The following is a 17108-nucleotide window of genomic DNA, read 5'->3' as shown; positions in this document are numbered from 1 at the left end:
CCCGGATCCCGATCGGATCATCGGGTCGTCCTCCGGCCAGTCTGGCGCGCGGGGCGGCGCGCGACGGGACGGGTGCGTTCAAACCACCCGTCGGTGGGGAGCCGTGGCGTTCCCGGGCGCGCGGGGGCGCGGCCGGGCGCCGGGCGCGGTCAAGAGGCTTGCGGCTCAGCCGCCCTCGCCCGCCGGGAGGCGGTCCGAGGCCCGTACGGAGTGCAGGTGGATCAGCGCGTCGAAGGTGCGGGCCAGGGCGACCGGCTTCTGCTGTGCGGGGTAGGCGGTGCCGTAGTCGAGCGCGGTGCGCGGCGCGCGCAGCCAGTCGCGGGCCGGGGCGGGGGCCGTGCGCAGGTCGAGCAGGTAGTCGCGGTGGCGGACGCGGTCGAGGGTGTCCTCGTTGCCGCCGGGCGCGGCGGCCACGGTGAACCGCCGGACGTTCGCGTCCAGCATGGCGTCGTCGGCCCCGACGCCGTTGAACGTCCCGTGGTGGAAGGTGAGTCCGACGGAGACGTAGCGTGCGCCGAGCCGGTCGCGGAGGAACGCGCCTTGTGTCTTGGGGTAGTTCACCGGGTCGCCGCTGCGGTAACCGATGTGGCCATTGTGGGCGGAGAGCAGGACCTTGCCGCCGGTGTTCTCCTGCCACCAGGCGGTGTTGTCGGCCATCACCCGGTCGCGGTAGCGCATTCCGGCCGTGACGCCGTCCTGGCCGGTGAAGTCGAAGGCGTACTGATCGGCGGTCTGCCGGATCGCGAGCGCGTTCCGGACGGCCCACCGGTACGCTTCCCCGGCCGCCCGGCCGGGCGCGGGCCGCTGCTTCCGCAGGAGGTCGAGGGCGCGGGTGGCGAGGGCGGCGCGCTCCCGGCGCTCGGCGAGCGGGCGGGTGAGGTAGTCGCGCAGGTAGGGACCGGAGGGTCCGGTGGGCCGCAGGTCCCGGTAGAGCGCGGTCAGTTCGGGCAGGACGGCCGGGTGGGCGCGCCGTACGTAGTCGAGGACGCGGTCGTAGAGGTCCGGGCCGGCGTAGGCGACGTCATTGCCCATGAAGCGGACGGGGTCGCCGGGGTGGGCGAGGTTCCAGGAGCGCATCCACTGGATCAGCGAGAGGTATTCCCGGGTGTTCCAGAGGAGGTAGGAGTCCTGGAAGTCCTCGCGCATGATGCGGCGCGGGTCGCCTTTCCCGTGCAGCACGTAGTCGTTCAGCCGGAGTCCGGTGCTCCACGGCGCTTCCAGCGCGTAGGTGCGGAACCCCCGCTCGCGCACCAGGTGCCGGAAGACGCGCTGCTTGAGCGCGAAGAACTCGTGCGACCCGTGCGTCGCCTCGCCGATCCCCACCACGCGTGCGTCCCCCACCACGCGGTCCAGGGCGCGCAGATCGCCGTCCGGCCCGCCGGGTTCAGTGGTCCGGAGGGGGTGGGCGGCGCGTCCGATCGCCTTCACGACGGCTTCATCCGCGCGGTCGGCAGAGGCGGATGTGGCGGATATGGCGGATGTGGCGGGTCCTGCGGCGAGGGCCGGGGTCGTGGCCGTGCCCATGCAGAGGAACAGGCTCAGAAGCGCGGTGGTGTGGTGCCGTTTCATGGGCTTCAGCATCGGCGGCGGGGTGCGCGGGGAGCCATCCGGAGCGCCTCCGGCGCCGCGGTGGGGTTATCCCCCGGCCTGCGGGCCGGGGCGTCGCCGACACGGCGCGGTGGGTCCGGTCGGCCCCGGGACCGGCGATCGAGCGGCCGTCGCCGCCGGTTCCGGGGCGCCTCCGGGCGCCTCCGGGCGCCTCGGGACGCCTCGGGACGCCGCACCACCACCGGCAGCCGCACGCGGGCGCGGCGGAGGGAACCGGCGGGCGGGTCCGGCGCGTTCGCGGCGCCGAAGGCGGGCGCGCGAGGCCCGCGCGCCGTGCAACGGTGTGCGTCACACCCCCTGGGAGCCGCCCGAGCGGGCCTCCGGCCGTACTCGGCGCGCCCGGTGCCGGAGCCCGTTCCCACGGCGGGCACAAGGTCCGGCCGACGGACCGGCCCCTCCCCTCCGGGCACCGCCCACCGCCTCACCCCCGTTCCGACCCCGCCGCCAGCGGTCCTCGGCGGAGGAGGGCGCGGGTCGGGAGGGCGGTGGCGGTGAGGGTGAGGAGGATGGCGCCGGCCGTCAGGGTGAGGACGGTGACGGGTGAGACGTAGGGGGCGGAGCCGGTGACGCCTCGGGCGATGGGGACCAGGGTGATCCAGACGATGACGGCGCCGAGGAGCAGGCCGCTGGCGGCCACCAGCAGGGCCTCCCAGCGCATCATGTCGCGCACCTGGCGGCGGGTGGTGCCGGTCAGGCGCAGGAGCGCGACCTCGCGGCGGCGGTCGAGGACGGTCATCACCAGGGTGTTGGCGGCGGCGACGGCCGCGAAGCCGCCGAGTACGGCCGCCATCACGGTGTTCGCCCAGGCGTTGAGCTCCTGGTCGCGGTCGGCGGTGGCCGCGTAGCCGGCCGCGTCGGTGACGGCGGTCCCGGGCGGGCCCAGTTCCGCGAGCCGCCGGGCGACGACCGAGCGGTCCGCGCCGGGGTCCTCCTTGACCAGGACCTGGCTGTCGAGGGCGGTGGCCGCGTGGGCGGCGACGACGGACCGGGGCAGCAGCACCTCGCCGAGGCCGAGCCCCCGGTCGTAGGTGGCGACGAGCCGGGGCCGGACCCGGGTGCCGTCGGCGAGCCAGAGCGGGATCCGGTCGCCGGGCGCGGCGTGCAGGCTGTCGGCCAGGGTGGTGGCGAGGGCGACGGTGTCGGGCGAGGTGCCGAGGCCGGCCAGGGAGCCGGTCCGGACGCCGAGGTCGAGGACGGCGGGGAGCCGGGCCGGGTCGCCGGAGACGCCGAGGGCGGTCGCGGACGACAGCCCGTCCCCGACCTTGTGGAGGGTTCCGGTGCGCAGGACGCCGACGGCGGTGTCCACGCCGGGGACGCGGGCGGCGCGTTCGGCGGTGGCGGCGGGCAGTCCGGGGCCGGTGGTGGTGAGGACGTGGTCGGCCACGACGGCGTCGCGGACGTTCCGGTCGGCGACGTGGCGGATGGTGCCCTGGAGGAAGAGGAGGGTTCCGCAGAAGGCGGTGACCATCACGATGGGGGTGATGGCGGAGGCGAGGCGGTGGGCCTGGGCCCGGGAGTTGTCGGCGGCCAGCGACCCGGCGGCGCCCGCGGCGCGGGTCCGCAGCGGCAGCCCGAGGAGGGTCGCGCAGAGCCGGGCCACCAGCGGGCCGAGCAGGGCGACGGCCAGCAGGAAGCACATGACGACGCCGAGGGCGGTGTTGGCGGCCGACTCGCCCTTCTGGTCGGCGGCGAGACCGGCCAGGACCGTACCGCCGACGAGGGCGGCCAGGCCGAGCGGGGTGCGTATCCAGCCGGGCCTGACGCGTGCGACGGACGCCTCGCCCAGGGCCTGGCTGGGACGCAGCCGCGCGGAGCGGCGGGCGGCTGCGTAGCCGGCGACGAGCGCGGACAGCAGGGTGGCGCCGACGGCGACGGTCAGCGGTATGAAGCCGACGTCCAGGTGGACGCCGTCGGGGACGGCCCCGCGCTCGCGCAGTTCACCGAACCACCAGTGGGCGAGGGCGAGCCCGGGCGGGATGCCCAGGGCGCCGGCGACCGGCGCGATGATGACCGCCTCGGTGGCGATGGTGCGGCGGATCTGCCGCGGGGTGGCGCCGATCGCGCGCAGCAGGGCGAACTCGCGGGCCCGCTGACCGGTGGCCAGGGCCACCGTTCCCATGACGACGAAGACGGCGGTGAAGGTGGCGATGCCGCCGAAGGAGCCGCCGATGCCGGTGAACAGCTCCCGGGCGTCGGTCACCCCGGGTTCCTCGGCCGCGCCGCGCGCGTCGCCGGTCAGCACCTTGGGCCCGTCGCCGACGGCCTGCCGGACCTGGCGGGCGAGGGCGGGGGTGCCGGTGTCCGGCCGGGGGCGTACGGCGATGGCGTCCACGGCGCCCGGGTGGCCGGAGAGCCGGTCGGCGGTGGCGTCCGCGAACCAGGCGGTCGCCGGTCCGGCGCCCTCCCGGGCCAGGCCGGCGATCCGGTACGCGGCCGTGCCGCCGGGGCCGGTGAGCGTGACGCGGTCGCCGGTCGCCAGGCGGGCGGTGCGTGCCGAGGCGGCGTCCAGGACCACCTCGCCGGAGCGCGGCGCGCGGCCGTCGGACAGCGGGCGGGTGCCGGGCGGGAGGGCGATTCCCGCGCTTCCGTAGGGCCTGCCGGTGAGGTCGGGGAGCGCCGTGACCCCGGCCCGTACCGGGAACGCCAGCTCGGGGACGGCGGCGGCCACGCCGGGCCGGGCCGCGATCCGCGCGGCGAGCGCCGCGGGCACGCGGCCGCGGCCGGGGAGCGCGGCCTCGCTGGTCGAGCGGTTCTCGCCGTGGCCGGTGGTGATCCGGGCGTAGGGGTCGGCGGCGACGACGACCGGGGTGTGGGCGTACCGCTGGGGTACGACGTGGGCCGTGATGCCCGTCTGGAGCAGCACCCCGCAGGCGGTGATGATCGCCGAGGCGAACAGCAGCGCGACGAGGCTGCCCGCGAAGGACGCGGGCCGGAAGCGGACGGAGGCCCGCGCGAGTCCGTTCGGCATGCGGCTCACACCGTCGCCGTCGCGGCCGGGCGGCGGTCGGCCGCGGCGGTCAGGGCGACCATCCGGTCGGCGACCGCCTGCGGGTCCGGGCGGGTCAGCTCGCCGGCGAGCAGGCCGTCGGCGAGGAAGAGCACCCGGTCGGCGTGGGAGGCGGCCACCGGGTCGTGGGTGACCATGACGACCGTGGCACCGAGCGCGTCGACCGCCCGCCGGAGCAGGCCCAGGACCTCGTGGGCGGACCGGGTGTCGAGGGCGCCGGTCGGTTCGTCGGCGAACACCACCTCGGGCCGGGTGATCAGCGCCCGCGCGATGGCGACCCGCTGCTGCTGGCCGCCGGAGAGCTGGCCGGGGCGGCGGCGCCCGTGCCGGTCCAGGCCCACCTCGGCCAGCAGCCGCTGGGCGCGATGCCGGTCCTGGCGCTCCCCGGCCAGGCGCTGCGGCAGGAGGACGTTCTGCTGCACGGTGAGCGAGGGGAGGAGGTTGAACGACTGGAAGACGAAGCCGACGCGGCTGCGCCGCAGCTTCGTCAGCCGGTCCTCGCTCAGCCCGGTGATCGGCTCGCCGCCGAGCAGCACCTCGCCGGAGCTGGGCCGGTCCAGTCCGGCGGCGCACTGGAGGAAGGTGCTCTTCCCCGAGCCGGAGGGACCCATCACCGCGGTGAAGCTCCCGCCGGGCAGGGCGAGGTCCACCCCGCGCAGCGCGTCGACGGCCCCCTCGCCCCGCCCGTACCGGCGCCGCACGGCCCGTAGCTCGACCGCCGGGGCCGTGCCCCGGCGCTCCTCGGTGGGTATGCGGTCGCGGCGCAACGCCATGGTGTCCCTTTCTCCGCCGGTGCTGTCGACGCTGTCGACGCTACGGAACGGGGGCAGGGGCCGGCCATGGAGACAGCCGGGCTCGGCTGGTGGGGTTTTCCCCAGGTCGGACGGGGGTGCCGCCCGGTCGTCGGGGCTGCCGGAGGCGGGGGGCGGAGGGCCGCCGGCACGGCCCGCGACGGCGCCCCGGACGGCCCGGCCCCCGCTGCCCCCGCACGGGTGAATGACCTGCGAAAACCCGCCACTGCCCTGATCATCGGAGATATGGCACTGCCCGTCGCCCGGCTCCCCGAGATCCGGCCCATGCTGACCGTGCCCGGCCCACTGCCGGCCGAGGGCGAGGACGCGGGCTGGGGATTCGAGGTGAAGTGGGACGGGGTGCGCTGTGTGGTCAGCACCGCGGGCGACGGGACCGTCCGGCTGACGAGCCGGGCCGGGAACGACGTGACGGCCACCTACCCGGAGCTGCTGGAGCTGGGCGCACAGCTCCAGGGCCGGTCCGCGGTGCTCGACGGGGAGCTGGTGGCGCTGGACGAGCGGGGCCGGCCGGACTTCGGGCTGCTCCAGCGCAGGATGGGCATCGCCAACCCGCGCCGCGCGGCGCACCTGGCGATGGAGTACCCCGTCCACCTCATGATCTTCGATGTCATGCACCTGAGTGGCCGCTCCCTGCTCGGCGCCACCTACGGCGAGCGCCGCGCCATCCTCTACGGCATGGGGCTGACCGGCCGCAGCTGGTCCGTCCCCAGCCACCTGGAGGGGCACGCGCGGCGGGCCTGGGACGCCACGCTCCGCCACGGCTACGAGGGCGTCATCGCCAAGCGGCTGGCCTCCCTCTACCTGCCGGGGGTGCGGTCACCCGACTGGCGGAAGGTGAAGCACCTGCTCACGCTCGACGTGGTCATCGGCGGCTGGACCGAGGGCCGGGGGGTGATCGCCGGGCTGCCCGGGGCCGTACTGGCCGGTGTGGAGGAGCCGTCCGGCCTGCGGTACGTCGGCTCCGTCGGCTCCGGCCTCTCGGGGCAGGAGCGCCGCGACCTGGCCCGCTACCTGGACGCGATGGCCCGGGACAGCTCACCTTTCGCGGGACCGGTGGACGCGACCGGCGTCCACTGGGTGGAGCCGCGGCTGGTCGCCGAGATCACCCTCACCGGCTGGACCCCGGCCGGGCACCTCCGCCACCCCATCTGGCACCGGCTGCGAACGGACCTGACGCGGCCCGGATGAGCCGGAGGGCGGCGGCATCCGGTTTCCGGTGCCGCCGCCCTCCGGCGCGTTTCGTTTTTCGCTCTCCGTCAGTAGGCGGAGTTCACGTTGTCCATCGAGCCGTACTTGTCGGCCGCGTAATTGCAGGACGCGACGATGTTGGCCACCGGGTCGTAGATGTCCCAGGACGTGCCCTCGACGTGGTACGCCTTGAACGTCGGGTCGATGATCTGCAGCAGACCCTTCGACGGCACACCATTGACGGCGTTGACGTCCCAGTCGTTGATCGCGTGCGGGTTACCGGTCGACTCCCGCATGATGTTCCGCTTCACACCGTCATAGGAAGCCGGGATGCCCTTGGCCTTCATGATGTCCAGCGCCTGGGCGATCCAGCCCTCCAGGTCATTGCCGTACGCCTTCGGCGCCGGAGCGGCGGGCTTGCTCAGCGGCTTGCGGGTGGTGGAGCGGTTCGCGGCCTGCTTCTCGGCGCGGTCCTTGTCTGCCTTGGCCTTGGCATCCGCCTTCGCCTTCGCGTCCGCCTCGGCCTTGGCCTTCGCGTCCGCCTCGGCCTTGGTCTTGGCAGTGTGCTTGGCCGCGGCGGCCTCGGCCCGGGCCTGCTCGGCCGCCTTGTCGGCGGCGTCCTTCCGCTCGGCGTCCTGCGCCTGACCGAAAGCCTCCGCGCTCCAGGCGACCGGCTTCACCGGCGCCGGAGCGGCCACCGCGTGCGAGGCCGCACCGAACGCGACAGCGGCGGCACCGGCGGCGGTCAGCGCCGCGGCGGAGAACTTGTGGGCCTTGGTCAGACGGGTATAGCCGGAGTGGTTGGAACGCATGAGAAGGAATGAACCTTTCGCATCGGGAAACCGCACGGGCCTGGACCGGCGCAGAGAAAAGCGCCGTTCTCGGTCGGACGGCGCCGTGCGGTCCAACCATTCTTAGCGGCGGTCGAAAACCCCGACAAGCACTGTGACCTACTCCCCCACGTCGTTATCAGCGCACCACTCCAACGAATTCCGCGGGGATTATGGGAGCGCACAGCACTAAAGAGATCCGTATGTGACCGGGGCCCTATGCGCGGCCTCACAGGGGCCGCTGCTCACCGTCGGTGTTCCGCCACCGCGCGTGCGGAAAAACGCGACCGGGCCGCGCCCCCTCGAAGGGGACGCGGCCCGGTGCCGTCGTTCCGTAGGCGCTACGCCCGCGGCGTCGCCGCCTCGCGCAGCTCCGCCTCGCGCTGGGTGCGGGCGACCCGGCCGCGGACCAGGAACCAGCCGCCGACCAGGGCCGCCGCGATCAGCGGCAGGCAGAGGATGGTGTCGCGGCTGGCGCCCTCGTCGGCCGCCATCAGGCCCAGGACACCGGCCAGGAAGACCAGCGTGACGATCTGGGTGTAGGGCGCCCAGGGCAGCCGGTAGGCCGGGCGGGAGACCAGACCGGCCTTGGCGCGCCGCCAGAACAGCAGCGAGCAGAGCATGATCATGCCCCAGGTGCCGATGATGCCGATCGCGGCGAAGTTCAGCACGATCTCGAAGGCGTTGTCCGGGACGACGAAGTTCAGGCCGACGCCCAGCACGCAGAAGAACGCGGTGAGCAGGATGCCGCCGTAGGGGACCTGGCCCTTGTTCATGCGGCCGGTGAACTTCGGGGCGGACCCCGACATGGCCATCGAGCGGAGGATGCGGCCGGTGGAGTAGAGGCCGGAGTTCAGGCTGGAGAGCGCGGCGGTGAGGACCACCAGGTTCATCACGCCGGCCGCGTACGGCACGCCGATCTTGGACAGCACGGTGACGAACGGGCTCTCGCCGCCGGTGAAGGCGTTGTACGGCAGCAGGAGCGTGAGGAGCACGACCGAGCCGACGTAGAACAGGCCGACACGCCACATGATCGAGTTGATCGCCTTGGGCATGATCTTCTCGGGGTTCTTGGTCTCGCCCGCGGCGACACCGCACAGCTCGACCGAGGCGTAGGCGAAGACGACGCCCTGGATGATCAGCAGCATCGGCATCAGGCCGGACGGGAAGAGGCCGCCGTGGTCGAGCATGTTGGACAGGCCCGGGGCGTGGCCACCGACCTCGTGCTGGCTGGCCAGCAGGAAGATGCCGATCGCCATGAAGACGACGAGGGCGCCGACCTTGATGATCGCGAACCAGAACTCCATCTCGCCGAAGTACTTCACGGAGATGAGGTTCACGGTGAGCACGACGGCGAGGGCGATCAGCGCGAGGACCCACTGCGGAATGTCGCTGAACAGGTGCCAGTAGTGGGTGTACGTGGCGACGGCCGTGATGTCGGCGATGCCGGTGGTGGCCCAGTTGAGGAAGTACAGCCAGCCGGCGGCGAAGGCGCCCTTCTCCCCCATGAACTCGCGGGCGTACGAGACGAACGCGCCGGAGGACGGGCGGTAGAGGACGAGCTCGCCGAGGGCCCGGACGACGAAGAAGGCGAAGACGCCGCAGATCGCGTACGCGATGAAGAGGGAGGGTCCCGCGCTCGCGAGCCGGCCGCCGGCGCCCAGGAAGAGGCCGGTGCCGATGGCTCCGCCGATCGCGATCATGTTGATGTGGCGGGACTTGAGGTCCTTGCTGTAGCCCGCGTCACCGGCGTCCACGTGCGCGGACGTCGTGACCGGGGCGGACACACCGGTGGGCGTGTCGGCCGCAGTGAGAGTGCGGTCGCTCATGTATGTCTTCGCCTTCGTTGGTGGGGGGCAGGACCGGAGGGCGTCCCGGCAGGGGACACCGCCCGGGCTCCGGCTGGCGACGCCGGTCCTGGTGGTTCAGAAGGTGTGTGCGGGATGGGATGGCTCTGGAGTCCGGGACATACGGAAGTGGGGGGGTGGACTCCTCCCGCCGGACGTCGGACGTCAGCGCCCCGAGGGGTGCCGTCGCCCCGCGGGGCGATGTCGGAGGACGCCGTGGTGCCGGCGCGGGTACGCCGTGGCGATCTCCTGGGTGTCTGACGAGTCCATGCGGGAATGGTGTGAGGCGCGTGAAGGTGTCGTCAAGAGTTTGCGGAGAATTGACATTTTTGAAAACTCACGCTAAGTGACTCACGATCGGCAAGATCGCAGGTCATGGGCGGGACGTGAGGGACGTTCGACTACCCTGCGCAACGTTTCCGGCGGTAAGCCGCTTCCGCCGCCGATTTCCCGGCCTCACCCCGTGAGAGGACGGATTCCGCCGGGACCGGTCCGAAGGATGCAGCGGCCGATCGCCCGGCCGGACGATGCCGGGCCGCCCACCCGGCGGAAGAGTGTCGTCCATGACACACCGACCCGTGACGAGGGTGTCCCTCGTCTCCCCGCTGGCCTGCGCCGCGGTGCTCGCCGCCCTCGTCCCCGCCGCCGGCGCGCAGGCCGCGCCCGTCGCCGCGCCCCGGCTGCTGGCGCCCCAGGGCACCGAGCTGCTGCCGAACCTGGACGACGACGCCCGCCGCTGCACCCTGCGCCCCGGCGACCTGGACCGGCTCGACGTGGCCGTGGACGAGCGCCTCGCCGCCTGCAACGACGCCGCCGACGAGGTCGTGAACGGCGCCGCCGACCTGGAGGACCTCACCCCGCTGCGGGTGCCGCCGACGGCCGCCGGCGCCGGGGCGCGCGCTCGGGTATCGGTACCGGCCGCGCAGGCCCGCTACGCCCGGATCTTCGTCGAGCGCGGCGGACGGTACGTCTCCCTGGGGGCCGGCGGCCCGCTCCGGGCCGACGAGCTGCGGCGCGGCGTCCGGCTGGCCGTCGAGGGCCGCGACGTCGTCCGGGACCGGGACCGCTGGGACGGCCGCGTCGACGTCACCCTGACCGTCACCGACCGGGGCGCCACCCGCGCCGCCGCGGTCCGGCTGCGCGTGGTGCCCGTGCTGCTCCAGCACGACCTCCAGCCGGCCCGGCACGTCTTCGCCGCCGCCCCCGGGCCCGGCACCGGGCAGCCCGCCGAGGTGCCGACCTCCAGCCGGCGCCCCGGCGGCTGGGACGCCTTCGCCGGCTCGCTGCGCAAGGCGGCGCGGGAGTCGGGATTGCCCGCCGGCGCCCTGCGCTTCCAGCCCGGCACGGCCGAGTGGTGGCGGGACGTGTGGCGGCAGGACGTCGCCGAGCCCGGCTACGTCACCAAACGGACCCCCGAGGGCCGCCGCACCATGCGGATCCTGCTGCGCTCCCCCAACCACTGGACGTCCCCCGACGGCCGCGCCGCGAGCCTCCGCCGCGCCGGCCGGCTGCTCTACCGCGATCTGCGCGGGCCCGGCGTGGGCGTCGTCCAGCAGTACACCGCCCGGCGCGACGCGGGCGTGGACGAGCTGCTGAACTTCACCGGCAACGTCGAGTCACTGCCGCCGTACCCCGGCCATCCGCAGGGCCGGATCCTCTACGGCGCCACCCCCGAGCGGCACCCCGACCCGTCGTTCGTGACCATGCTGCGGTCCCAGGGCCGGCAGGAGCCGCTGGTCCTCGACACGTCCTGGCTGCTGGTCGGCCACGTCGACGAGACCGTCCACGTCGTCCGGGCCGACAACGCGCGCGGCTGGACGCTCGCCTACTCCGACCCCCGGCTGGCGCTGGACCTGCTGCGCCGCGCGCACCGCGCCGGGGAGGGCGGGCAGGTGCTGTTCGCGGACACCGACGCACGGGGAAAGCCGACCGTCGACCAGATGCTCGACCACGAGCGGCGGACCGGCGACAACGCGGACGCCGCGCGGCACATCGACGGCCAGCTGTCAGTGCTGCTGCGCGCCACCGGGCTGCGGAAGGACGAGCTGGTGCCGCTGCCCGTGCTGTACGCCAAGGAGGACGCGGGCGACGGGGTGCGCCGCCACCTCGCCTTCTCCCCCGCGCTCGCCAACGGACTCTCCCTCACCGCGCGGGACTTCGCCCCGCCGGCCCCGCACGGCCCCCGGGTCGGCGGCCGGGACCTGTTCCGGGACGAGGCCGAACGGCGGCTGCGCGCCCAGGGGGTGCGGGTGCACTGGGTGGAGGACTTCTCCTGGGCCCACCTCGGCGGGGGTGAGGTCCACTGCGCCACCAACGCGCTACGGCAGGTTCCCTGACGGGGCGTCAGATATGCCGCGCGGCCGTTCGGGTGACGCACACATTGTGGGCGCCCTGGGGCGCACGGCAGAGTAGCGCCGGGCCATGACCGATGTGCCCTGAGAACACCGTGTTCGTGGAGCGGTCAGGAGAGCGTCATGCAGAAGATCACGTCGTTCCTGTGGTTCGACGACCAGGCGGAGGAGGCGGCCGCGCACTACACGTCCGTCTTCGACGACTCCCGGATCGTGCATGTCCAGCACTACGGCGAGGCGGGGCCCGGCGAGCCCGGTTCGGTGATGACGGTGACCTTCGAGCTGGCCGGGCAGCAGTTCATCGCCCTGAACGGCGGCCCGCGCTTCACCTTCAACGAGGCCGTGTCCCTCTACGTCGACTGCACCTCGCAGGAGGAGGTCGACGAGCTGTGGGCCAAGCTCTCCGAGGGCGGCGAGGAGGGGCCGTGCGGCTGGCTGAAGGACCGTTACGGCCTCTCCTGGCAGATCATCCCGCGCCGGCTGACCGACCTGCTGAGCGATCCGGATGCCGAGCGGGCGAGCCGGGTGATGCGGGCGATGCTGGAGATGACGAAGATCGACGTGCGGAAACTGGAGGAGGCGGCGGCCGGGGAGGGGTGACCTGGCCGGCACCGGCCGCCCTTCCGAGCGTGTGGCGGCCCCCTCCGGCCGCAGGCGGCACCGGCCGCCGGGGCAGGCCGCCCCAGCCGGGAACCCCTGCGGGAAGCGGCCTCGGCCTGGGCTCGCCTTGGGCGAAGCCCCTGGACCGGCCTCCGCCGGCCGCCCGCGCGTCGCGCCCGCGCGCGGCGCCGACGGTCAGCGGCTCCTTCCCGTACCTGTTGCCGAGCCGGACGCGGACGGCCCCGCCGCCGCGTCGAACCGGGCGCGCGCCGCCAGGACGTCGTCCATGTTGCTCTCGGCCCACGTCTTGATCGCCCGCATCAGCGGCACCAGGCTCTCGCCGAGCGGCGTCAGGGCGTAGTCGACCCGGACCGGCACCGCCGGGGTGACCGTCCGGGTGAGCAGGCCGTCCCGTTCGAGGTTCCGCAGGGTCTGCGTCAGCATCTTCTGACTGACGCTCACCAGGCGGCGCGCGAGGTCGGAATAGCGCTGCGGCCCTTCGGCGAGGGCGTTGACGGCCAGGCTGACCCACTTGTCCCCGATGCGGTCCAGCAGGTGGCGGGCGGGGCATACGGCCAGGTAGGCGTCGTACGCGGCCCGTGCCTCGGTGTTCGTGGTCCCCATGACTCTCCTTCGGGTGCCCTGGCCACTGTGAAGTGCCTTCTTCCCTGGAGAGAGTAACTCTCCCTAGGTTCGAAGCCGTTCAGTCGAACGCGAGAACGGAACGGAAGGTGTTCGAGGATGCGGGCGATCGTCGTACGGACGGCGGGTGGACCGGAGGCGCTGGAGCTCGTCGAGGTGCCGCTTCCGCGACCGGGTGCCGGGCAGGTGCGGGTGCGGGTCGAGGCCGCCGCGGTCAACCCGGTCGACGCGCTGACCCGCTCCGGAACGCTGGTGGAGGCAGGACTGATGGCTCCACGGGAGGTCACCGGCATCGGGTGGGATGTCGCCGGACGGGTGGACGAGGTCGGACCGGGGCTCGTGGAGTTCGCTCCGGGCGACCGGGTGATCGGCCTGCGGGACCGGCTCGACCTCTCCCTCGGCACCTACGCCGACCGGGTCGTCCTCGACGCGACCGCCGTCGCGCCGGCCCCCGCCCGCCTCTCGGCCGCCGAGGCGGCCGGCCTGCCGCTGAACGGCCTGACGGCCGATCAGGCCCTCGACACCCTCGGCCTGGCTCCGGGATCCACCCTGTTCGTCACCGGCGCGGCCGGCGCGGTGGGCGGGTACGCCGTGGAACTGGCGGCCGGGCGCGGGCTGCGCGTGGCGGCCTCCGCCGCGGAGGAGGACGAGGCGTTCGTCCGCTCGGTGGGCGCCGAGTGGTTCGTCCCGCGCTCGGCCGATCCGGCGGAGGCGGTCCGCGCCCTGGTTCCCGGCGGCGTGGACGCCGCCCTCGACGCCGCCGTGCTCGGCGTGGCCGCCCTGGGGGCGGTGCGCAACCGCGGCGCCTTCGTCTCCGTCGTCGGCGGCGCGGCGCCGACCCCGCTGCGCGGCATCACCGTCAACGAGCTCTGGGTCGCGGCCGACGCCGCCGGCCTCGCCCGGCTGTCGGCCCTGGCCGACGCCGGCCGGCTCACCCCCCGCGTCGCCGGGACCCTGCCGCTCGCCGAGGCGGCGCGGGCTCACCGGCGGCTGGCGGAGGGCGGTCTGCGCGGGAGGCTGGTCCTGACGCCCTGACGGGTGTCCATGCGACTTTCGGCAGTTCCGGCGCGTTCCGCGGGCCGCGTACGGTGCGTCGGGTGTACGGAACGACGACGATCGACAAGCCCCCGCTGCTCCGCGACCCGGGAACGGTGCTCGCTCCGGCCGCCGTGCTGGCGGCCGGGCTGGGGGCCGGGCTGGGGGCCGGCTCCCTGTGGTGGGCGCTGCCGGGCGCGGTGTGCGCCTTTCTGGCGGGGCACCGTTCGGGACGGACCTGGCCCATGGCCGCCGCGCTCGGCGGGCTGGTGGCGGCTGGAGCCGTGGCCGTGCTGGCCGTACCGGCCCTGTTCCCGCTGGGCAGTGTGTTCGTCGCGCTGGTGGTGGGAGCGGCGCTGCTGCCGTGGTTCGCGGGGCGGGTGTGGCGCCAGTACCAGGAGCTGGCCCGGGCGGGCTGGTCGCGGGCGGAGCAACTGGCGCGCGAGCGGCGGCTGGTCGCCGAGCAGGCCCGGCTACGGGAACGGGCCAGGATCGCCCAGGACATGCACGACGCGCTGGGGCACGACCTGAGCCTCGTCGCCCTGTCGGCCGGGGCGTTGAAGCTGGCGCCCGGCCTGGCGGAGGCGCACCGGACGGCGGCCGAGGACGTCCGGGCCAGGGCGGCGGCCGCGGTGGAGCGGCTGGGCGAGGTCATCGGCATCCTGCGGGAGGACACGGACCGGGCCCCCACCGGGCCCGCGGACTACGGCATCGAGCGGCTGGTGGCGAACGCCGCCGCCTCGGGGCTCGCGGTGACCTCGCGGGTCGAGGGCGGCGAGGACGACGAGAACGCGGTGCCGGGACCGGTCGAGCGGGCGGCCCACCGGGTCGTCCAGGAGGCGCTGACGAACGTGGTGAAGCACGCGCCGGGCGCGGCGGCGGAGGTGCGCGTGACGCACGGGTCCGGCGAGACGGTGGTGTCGGTGCGGAACACCGCGCCGCCCACGGCCGCGGCGGGGCTCACCGGCGGCGGCCGGGGGCTCATCGGACTGGACGAGCGGGTCCGGCTGACGGGCGGCGAGCTCCGCCACGGCCCGGACGGCGCGGGCGGCTTCGCCGTGACGGCCCGGCTGCCGCACGCGGCGCCGCCGCAGCCGGCGGCCGGGCTCCCGGCGCCGGCCCCGCTGCCTCCGGAGCACCGGCGGGCCCGCCGCCGGGCGGGCCGCACGCTGGCCGCGGCGGTCACCGTGCCGGTGCTGGCCCTGGCCGTGCTGAGCGGCGGTCTGACGGTGTGGGGCTCGCTGACGGTCACGGACTCGGTGCTCGCCCCCGGCGCGTACGCGTCGTTGCGCGTGGGACAGAATCGTTCCGATGTGGCGGCGTTGCTGCCGAAGCGCCAGCTGCCCTACCGACCGCGGGCGGCCGAGCCCAAGGGACCGGGGGTCGAGTGCGAGTACTACGCGGTGACCGCCGACCGTTTCGTGGACGCTTCCGGCGACGCGTACCAACTCTGCTTCCGGGACGGCCGGCTGGCGTCCTTCGCGGTGCTCCGGGGGTGAGCGCGGGATGAGCGAAACGATCCGTGTACTGATCGCCGATGACGAGCCGATGATCCGTTACGGGGTCCGGGCCGTCCTCTCCACCGACCCCGGGCTCGACGTCGTCGCGGAGGCGGCGGACGGGCGCGAGGCGGTGGAGCTGGTCCGGCGGCACCGCCCCGACGTGGCCGTCCTCGACATCCGGATGCCCGGCACGGGCGGCATCGAGGCGGCGGCGCTGATCCGCGAGGCCGTGCCGGGCACCGGGGTCGTGATGCTGACGACGTTCGGCGAGGACGACTACATCCTGCGGGCGCTGTCCGGCGGCGCCACCGGCTTCCTGGTCAAGTCGGGGGCGCCCGAGGAACTGATCGCGGGGGTGCGCGCGGTGGCCGAGGGCGCCGCCTACCTGTCACCGAAGGTGGCCGCCCGGGTGGTCGCCCACCTCGCCGGCGGCGGCGCCGGGGCCGCCGCCGGCCGGCGCGCCGCCGCCCGGGAACGGGTGGCCGCCCTGACCGCCCGGGAACGGGACGTGCTCGCCCACCTGGGCGCCGGGCTGTCCAACGGGCAGATCGCCCGGCGGCTGCGCGTGGTGGAAGGCACCGTCAAGGCGCACGTCAGCTCCATCCTGGCCCGGCTGGGGGTGGACAACCGGGCGGCCGCGGCCGTCGTCGCCCATGAGGCGGGGATGAGCGTTCCGGATGGGACGACCCGGGGAGGGGTGGGGGAACTCCGTTCCTGAGCCGGGGGATTGCGGTCCCCGACCGGCCGGGGCCGCGCCGGGCAGGCGGGCGGGCGCGCCGGGCAGGACCGGCGCCGCCCCGGGCAGGTCCCCGCCCGGGCCGGGGAGCCACCGCCGCACCCCCGGCCGGGAGAGCAGCCGGACGGCGAGGGGCCGCAGCGCGAGGTGGGCCGCGGCCGCGGCCGCGGCGCCCAGCACCGCCCCGGCCAGTACGTCGTGCGGATAGTGCGCGCCGACGGCCACCCGCAGCACGGCGGCGAGGACGCCGACCGGCAGCGCCACGGCGGCCAGCCGCGGCCGGGCCGCGGCGACGCCCACGGCGAGCGCCGCGGCGAGGGTCGAGTGGTTGCTGGGGAAGGACCAGTCGCCGGGCGGCGGGCAGGTGTCGACGGTTCCGACGCCGCGCAGGGCCCGGCACGGGCGCTCCTCGTCGACGGCCTCCTTCAGCAGCTCGCTGACCGCGTAGGCGGCGACCGTGGCCGCGCCGGCGAGCAGGACGGCCGCGAGCGCCGGGACGTCGCGGCGGCGCAGCGCGGTCCAGCCCGTCCACAGCAGCAGCAGTCCCAGGACGACCAGGGTCCCCTCGGTGGCGAGGGAGAGCACGGTGCCCACGGCCCCGGGGGCGTCCCCCGCCGCGCCGGCGACGGAGCGGTAGAGGGAGGCGGAGGGGCCGCCGGTGACCTCGGTCCGGCCGTCGGGTCCGGGTCCGCCGGGTGCGGCCCAGGTCAGTACCCCGGCCGCGGCGGCCAGGACGGCGAGGGCGCCGAGCGGCCGGGCGGTGCCGCCGGGGCGGGTGTGTCGTGTGCGTTCCATACCGCCGGACGTTAGGGAGTGCGAGCGGCGGGCACCCGGCCCGAAGGTCGGGGTCCACCCCTGACCTTCGTCAGGGGTCGACCCGGAACCGTCCCGGAAGACCGGTCCGCGTCCCCCTGCTGCACATCATGTGCACCTACGATGAACGAACAGCA

The 17108-nt window shown here is 75.0% G+C and carries 12 protein-coding genes and 1 pseudogene; 6 read left to right on the top strand and 7 right to left on the bottom strand.

Annotated features, from left to right (window positions below; genetic code table 11):
- Positions 1 to 165 precede the first annotated feature (165 nt).
- The 3 genes from J7W19_RS31515 to J7W19_RS31505 all read right to left on the bottom strand — a co-directional run bounded on the left by J7W19_RS31515 (position 166) and on the right by J7W19_RS31505 (position 5388).
- The gene (locus J7W19_RS31515) at positions 166 to 1569 is read right to left on the bottom strand and encodes an erythromycin esterase family protein (protein ID WP_040892499.1); all 1404 of its coding nucleotides are present in this window, start codon (positions 1567 to 1569) and stop codon (positions 166 to 168) included.
- A 460-nt stretch (positions 1570 to 2029) separates the two neighbouring features.
- Positions 2030 to 4576 carry an FtsX-like permease family protein gene (locus J7W19_RS31510; RefSeq protein ID WP_004954269.1) on the bottom strand — a complete coding sequence of 849 codons (2547 nt, stop codon included), beginning with the start codon at positions 4574 to 4576 and terminating at the stop codon, positions 2030 to 2032.
- Between the two features lie 5 nt (positions 4577 to 4581).
- Positions 4582 to 5388 (bottom strand): ABC transporter ATP-binding protein, encoded by an 807-nt coding sequence (locus J7W19_RS31505; RefSeq protein ID WP_004954271.1) that lies wholly within the window; start codon positions 5386 to 5388, stop codon positions 4582 to 4584.
- 264 nt (positions 5389 to 5652) lie between these two features.
- Here J7W19_RS31505 and ligD point away from each other — a divergent pair, with 264 nt between their 5' ends.
- Positions 5653 to 6615: a non-homologous end-joining DNA ligase gene (ligD, locus tag J7W19_RS31500; RefSeq protein WP_004954274.1), complete on the top strand. Its 963-nt coding sequence runs from the start codon at positions 5653 to 5655 to the stop codon at positions 6613 to 6615.
- A gap of 68 nt (positions 6616 to 6683) precedes the next feature.
- On the opposite strand, the gene J7W19_RS31495 is transcribed toward ligD, so the two are convergent.
- Both J7W19_RS31495 and J7W19_RS31490 read right to left on the bottom strand, forming a co-directional pair.
- Complete coding sequence (locus J7W19_RS31495; protein ID WP_210455419.1) at positions 6684 to 7427, bottom strand: transglycosylase SLT domain-containing protein; 744 nt, start codon at positions 7425 to 7427, stop codon at positions 6684 to 6686.
- A gap of 359 nt (positions 7428 to 7786) precedes the next feature.
- A complete protein-coding gene (locus J7W19_RS31490; RefSeq protein ID WP_004947642.1) occupies positions 7787 to 9274 on the bottom strand; it encodes an amino acid permease in 1488 nt (495 codons plus the stop codon).
- A gap of 581 nt (positions 9275 to 9855) precedes the next feature.
- Between J7W19_RS31490 and J7W19_RS31485 the strand changes: the two genes are divergently transcribed.
- Together J7W19_RS31485 and J7W19_RS31480 are read left to right on the top strand one after the other, a co-directional pair.
- Positions 9856 to 11628, top strand: a complete 1773-nt coding sequence (locus J7W19_RS31485; protein ID WP_158688795.1) for a protein-arginine deiminase family protein — start codon at positions 9856 to 9858, stop codon at positions 11626 to 11628.
- 138 nt (positions 11629 to 11766) lie between these two features.
- On the top strand, positions 11767 to 12243 hold the full coding sequence (locus J7W19_RS31480; protein WP_004947647.1) for a VOC family protein: 477 nt from the start codon (positions 11767 to 11769) through the stop codon (positions 12241 to 12243).
- 195 nt (positions 12244 to 12438) lie between these two features.
- Here the strand turns inward: J7W19_RS31480 and J7W19_RS31475 are convergent, their stop codons facing one another.
- A complete protein-coding gene (locus J7W19_RS31475; RefSeq protein WP_004947650.1) occupies positions 12439 to 12867 on the bottom strand; it encodes a winged helix-turn-helix transcriptional regulator in 429 nt (142 codons plus the stop codon).
- Positions 12868 to 12984: 117 nt separating this feature from the next.
- On the opposite strand from J7W19_RS31475, the gene J7W19_RS31470 reads away from it, so the two are divergent.
- The 3 genes from J7W19_RS31470 (at position 12985) to J7W19_RS31460 (ending at position 16140) form a co-directional block, all read left to right on the top strand.
- Positions 12985 to 13920, top strand: a complete 936-nt coding sequence (locus J7W19_RS31470) for an NADP-dependent oxidoreductase (RefSeq protein ID WP_004947654.1) — start codon at positions 12985 to 12987, stop codon at positions 13918 to 13920.
- 62 nt (positions 13921 to 13982) lie between these two features.
- Positions 13983 to 15419: a sensor histidine kinase gene (locus J7W19_RS31465; RefSeq protein ID WP_004947657.1), complete on the top strand. Its 1437-nt coding sequence runs from the start codon at positions 13983 to 13985 to the stop codon at positions 15417 to 15419.
- A gap of 7 nt (positions 15420 to 15426) precedes the next feature.
- Positions 15427 to 16140 (top strand): response regulator transcription factor, encoded by a 714-nt coding sequence (locus J7W19_RS31460; RefSeq protein WP_004947660.1) that lies wholly within the window; start codon positions 15427 to 15429, stop codon positions 16138 to 16140.
- 222 nt (positions 16141 to 16362) lie between these two features.
- Here the strand turns inward: J7W19_RS31460 and J7W19_RS31455 are convergent.
- A pseudogene (locus J7W19_RS31455) lies at positions 16363 to 16953 on the bottom strand (phosphatase PAP2 family protein); the annotation flags it as partial.
- Positions 16954 to 17108 lie beyond the last annotated feature (155 nt).

Source organism: Streptomyces mobaraensis NBRC 13819 = DSM 40847 (assembly GCF_017916255.1).
Classification (GTDB): Bacteria; Actinomycetota; Actinomycetes; order Streptomycetales; family Streptomycetaceae; genus Streptomyces; species Streptomyces mobaraensis.
This window is presented reverse-complemented; position numbering and strand designations above follow the sequence as displayed.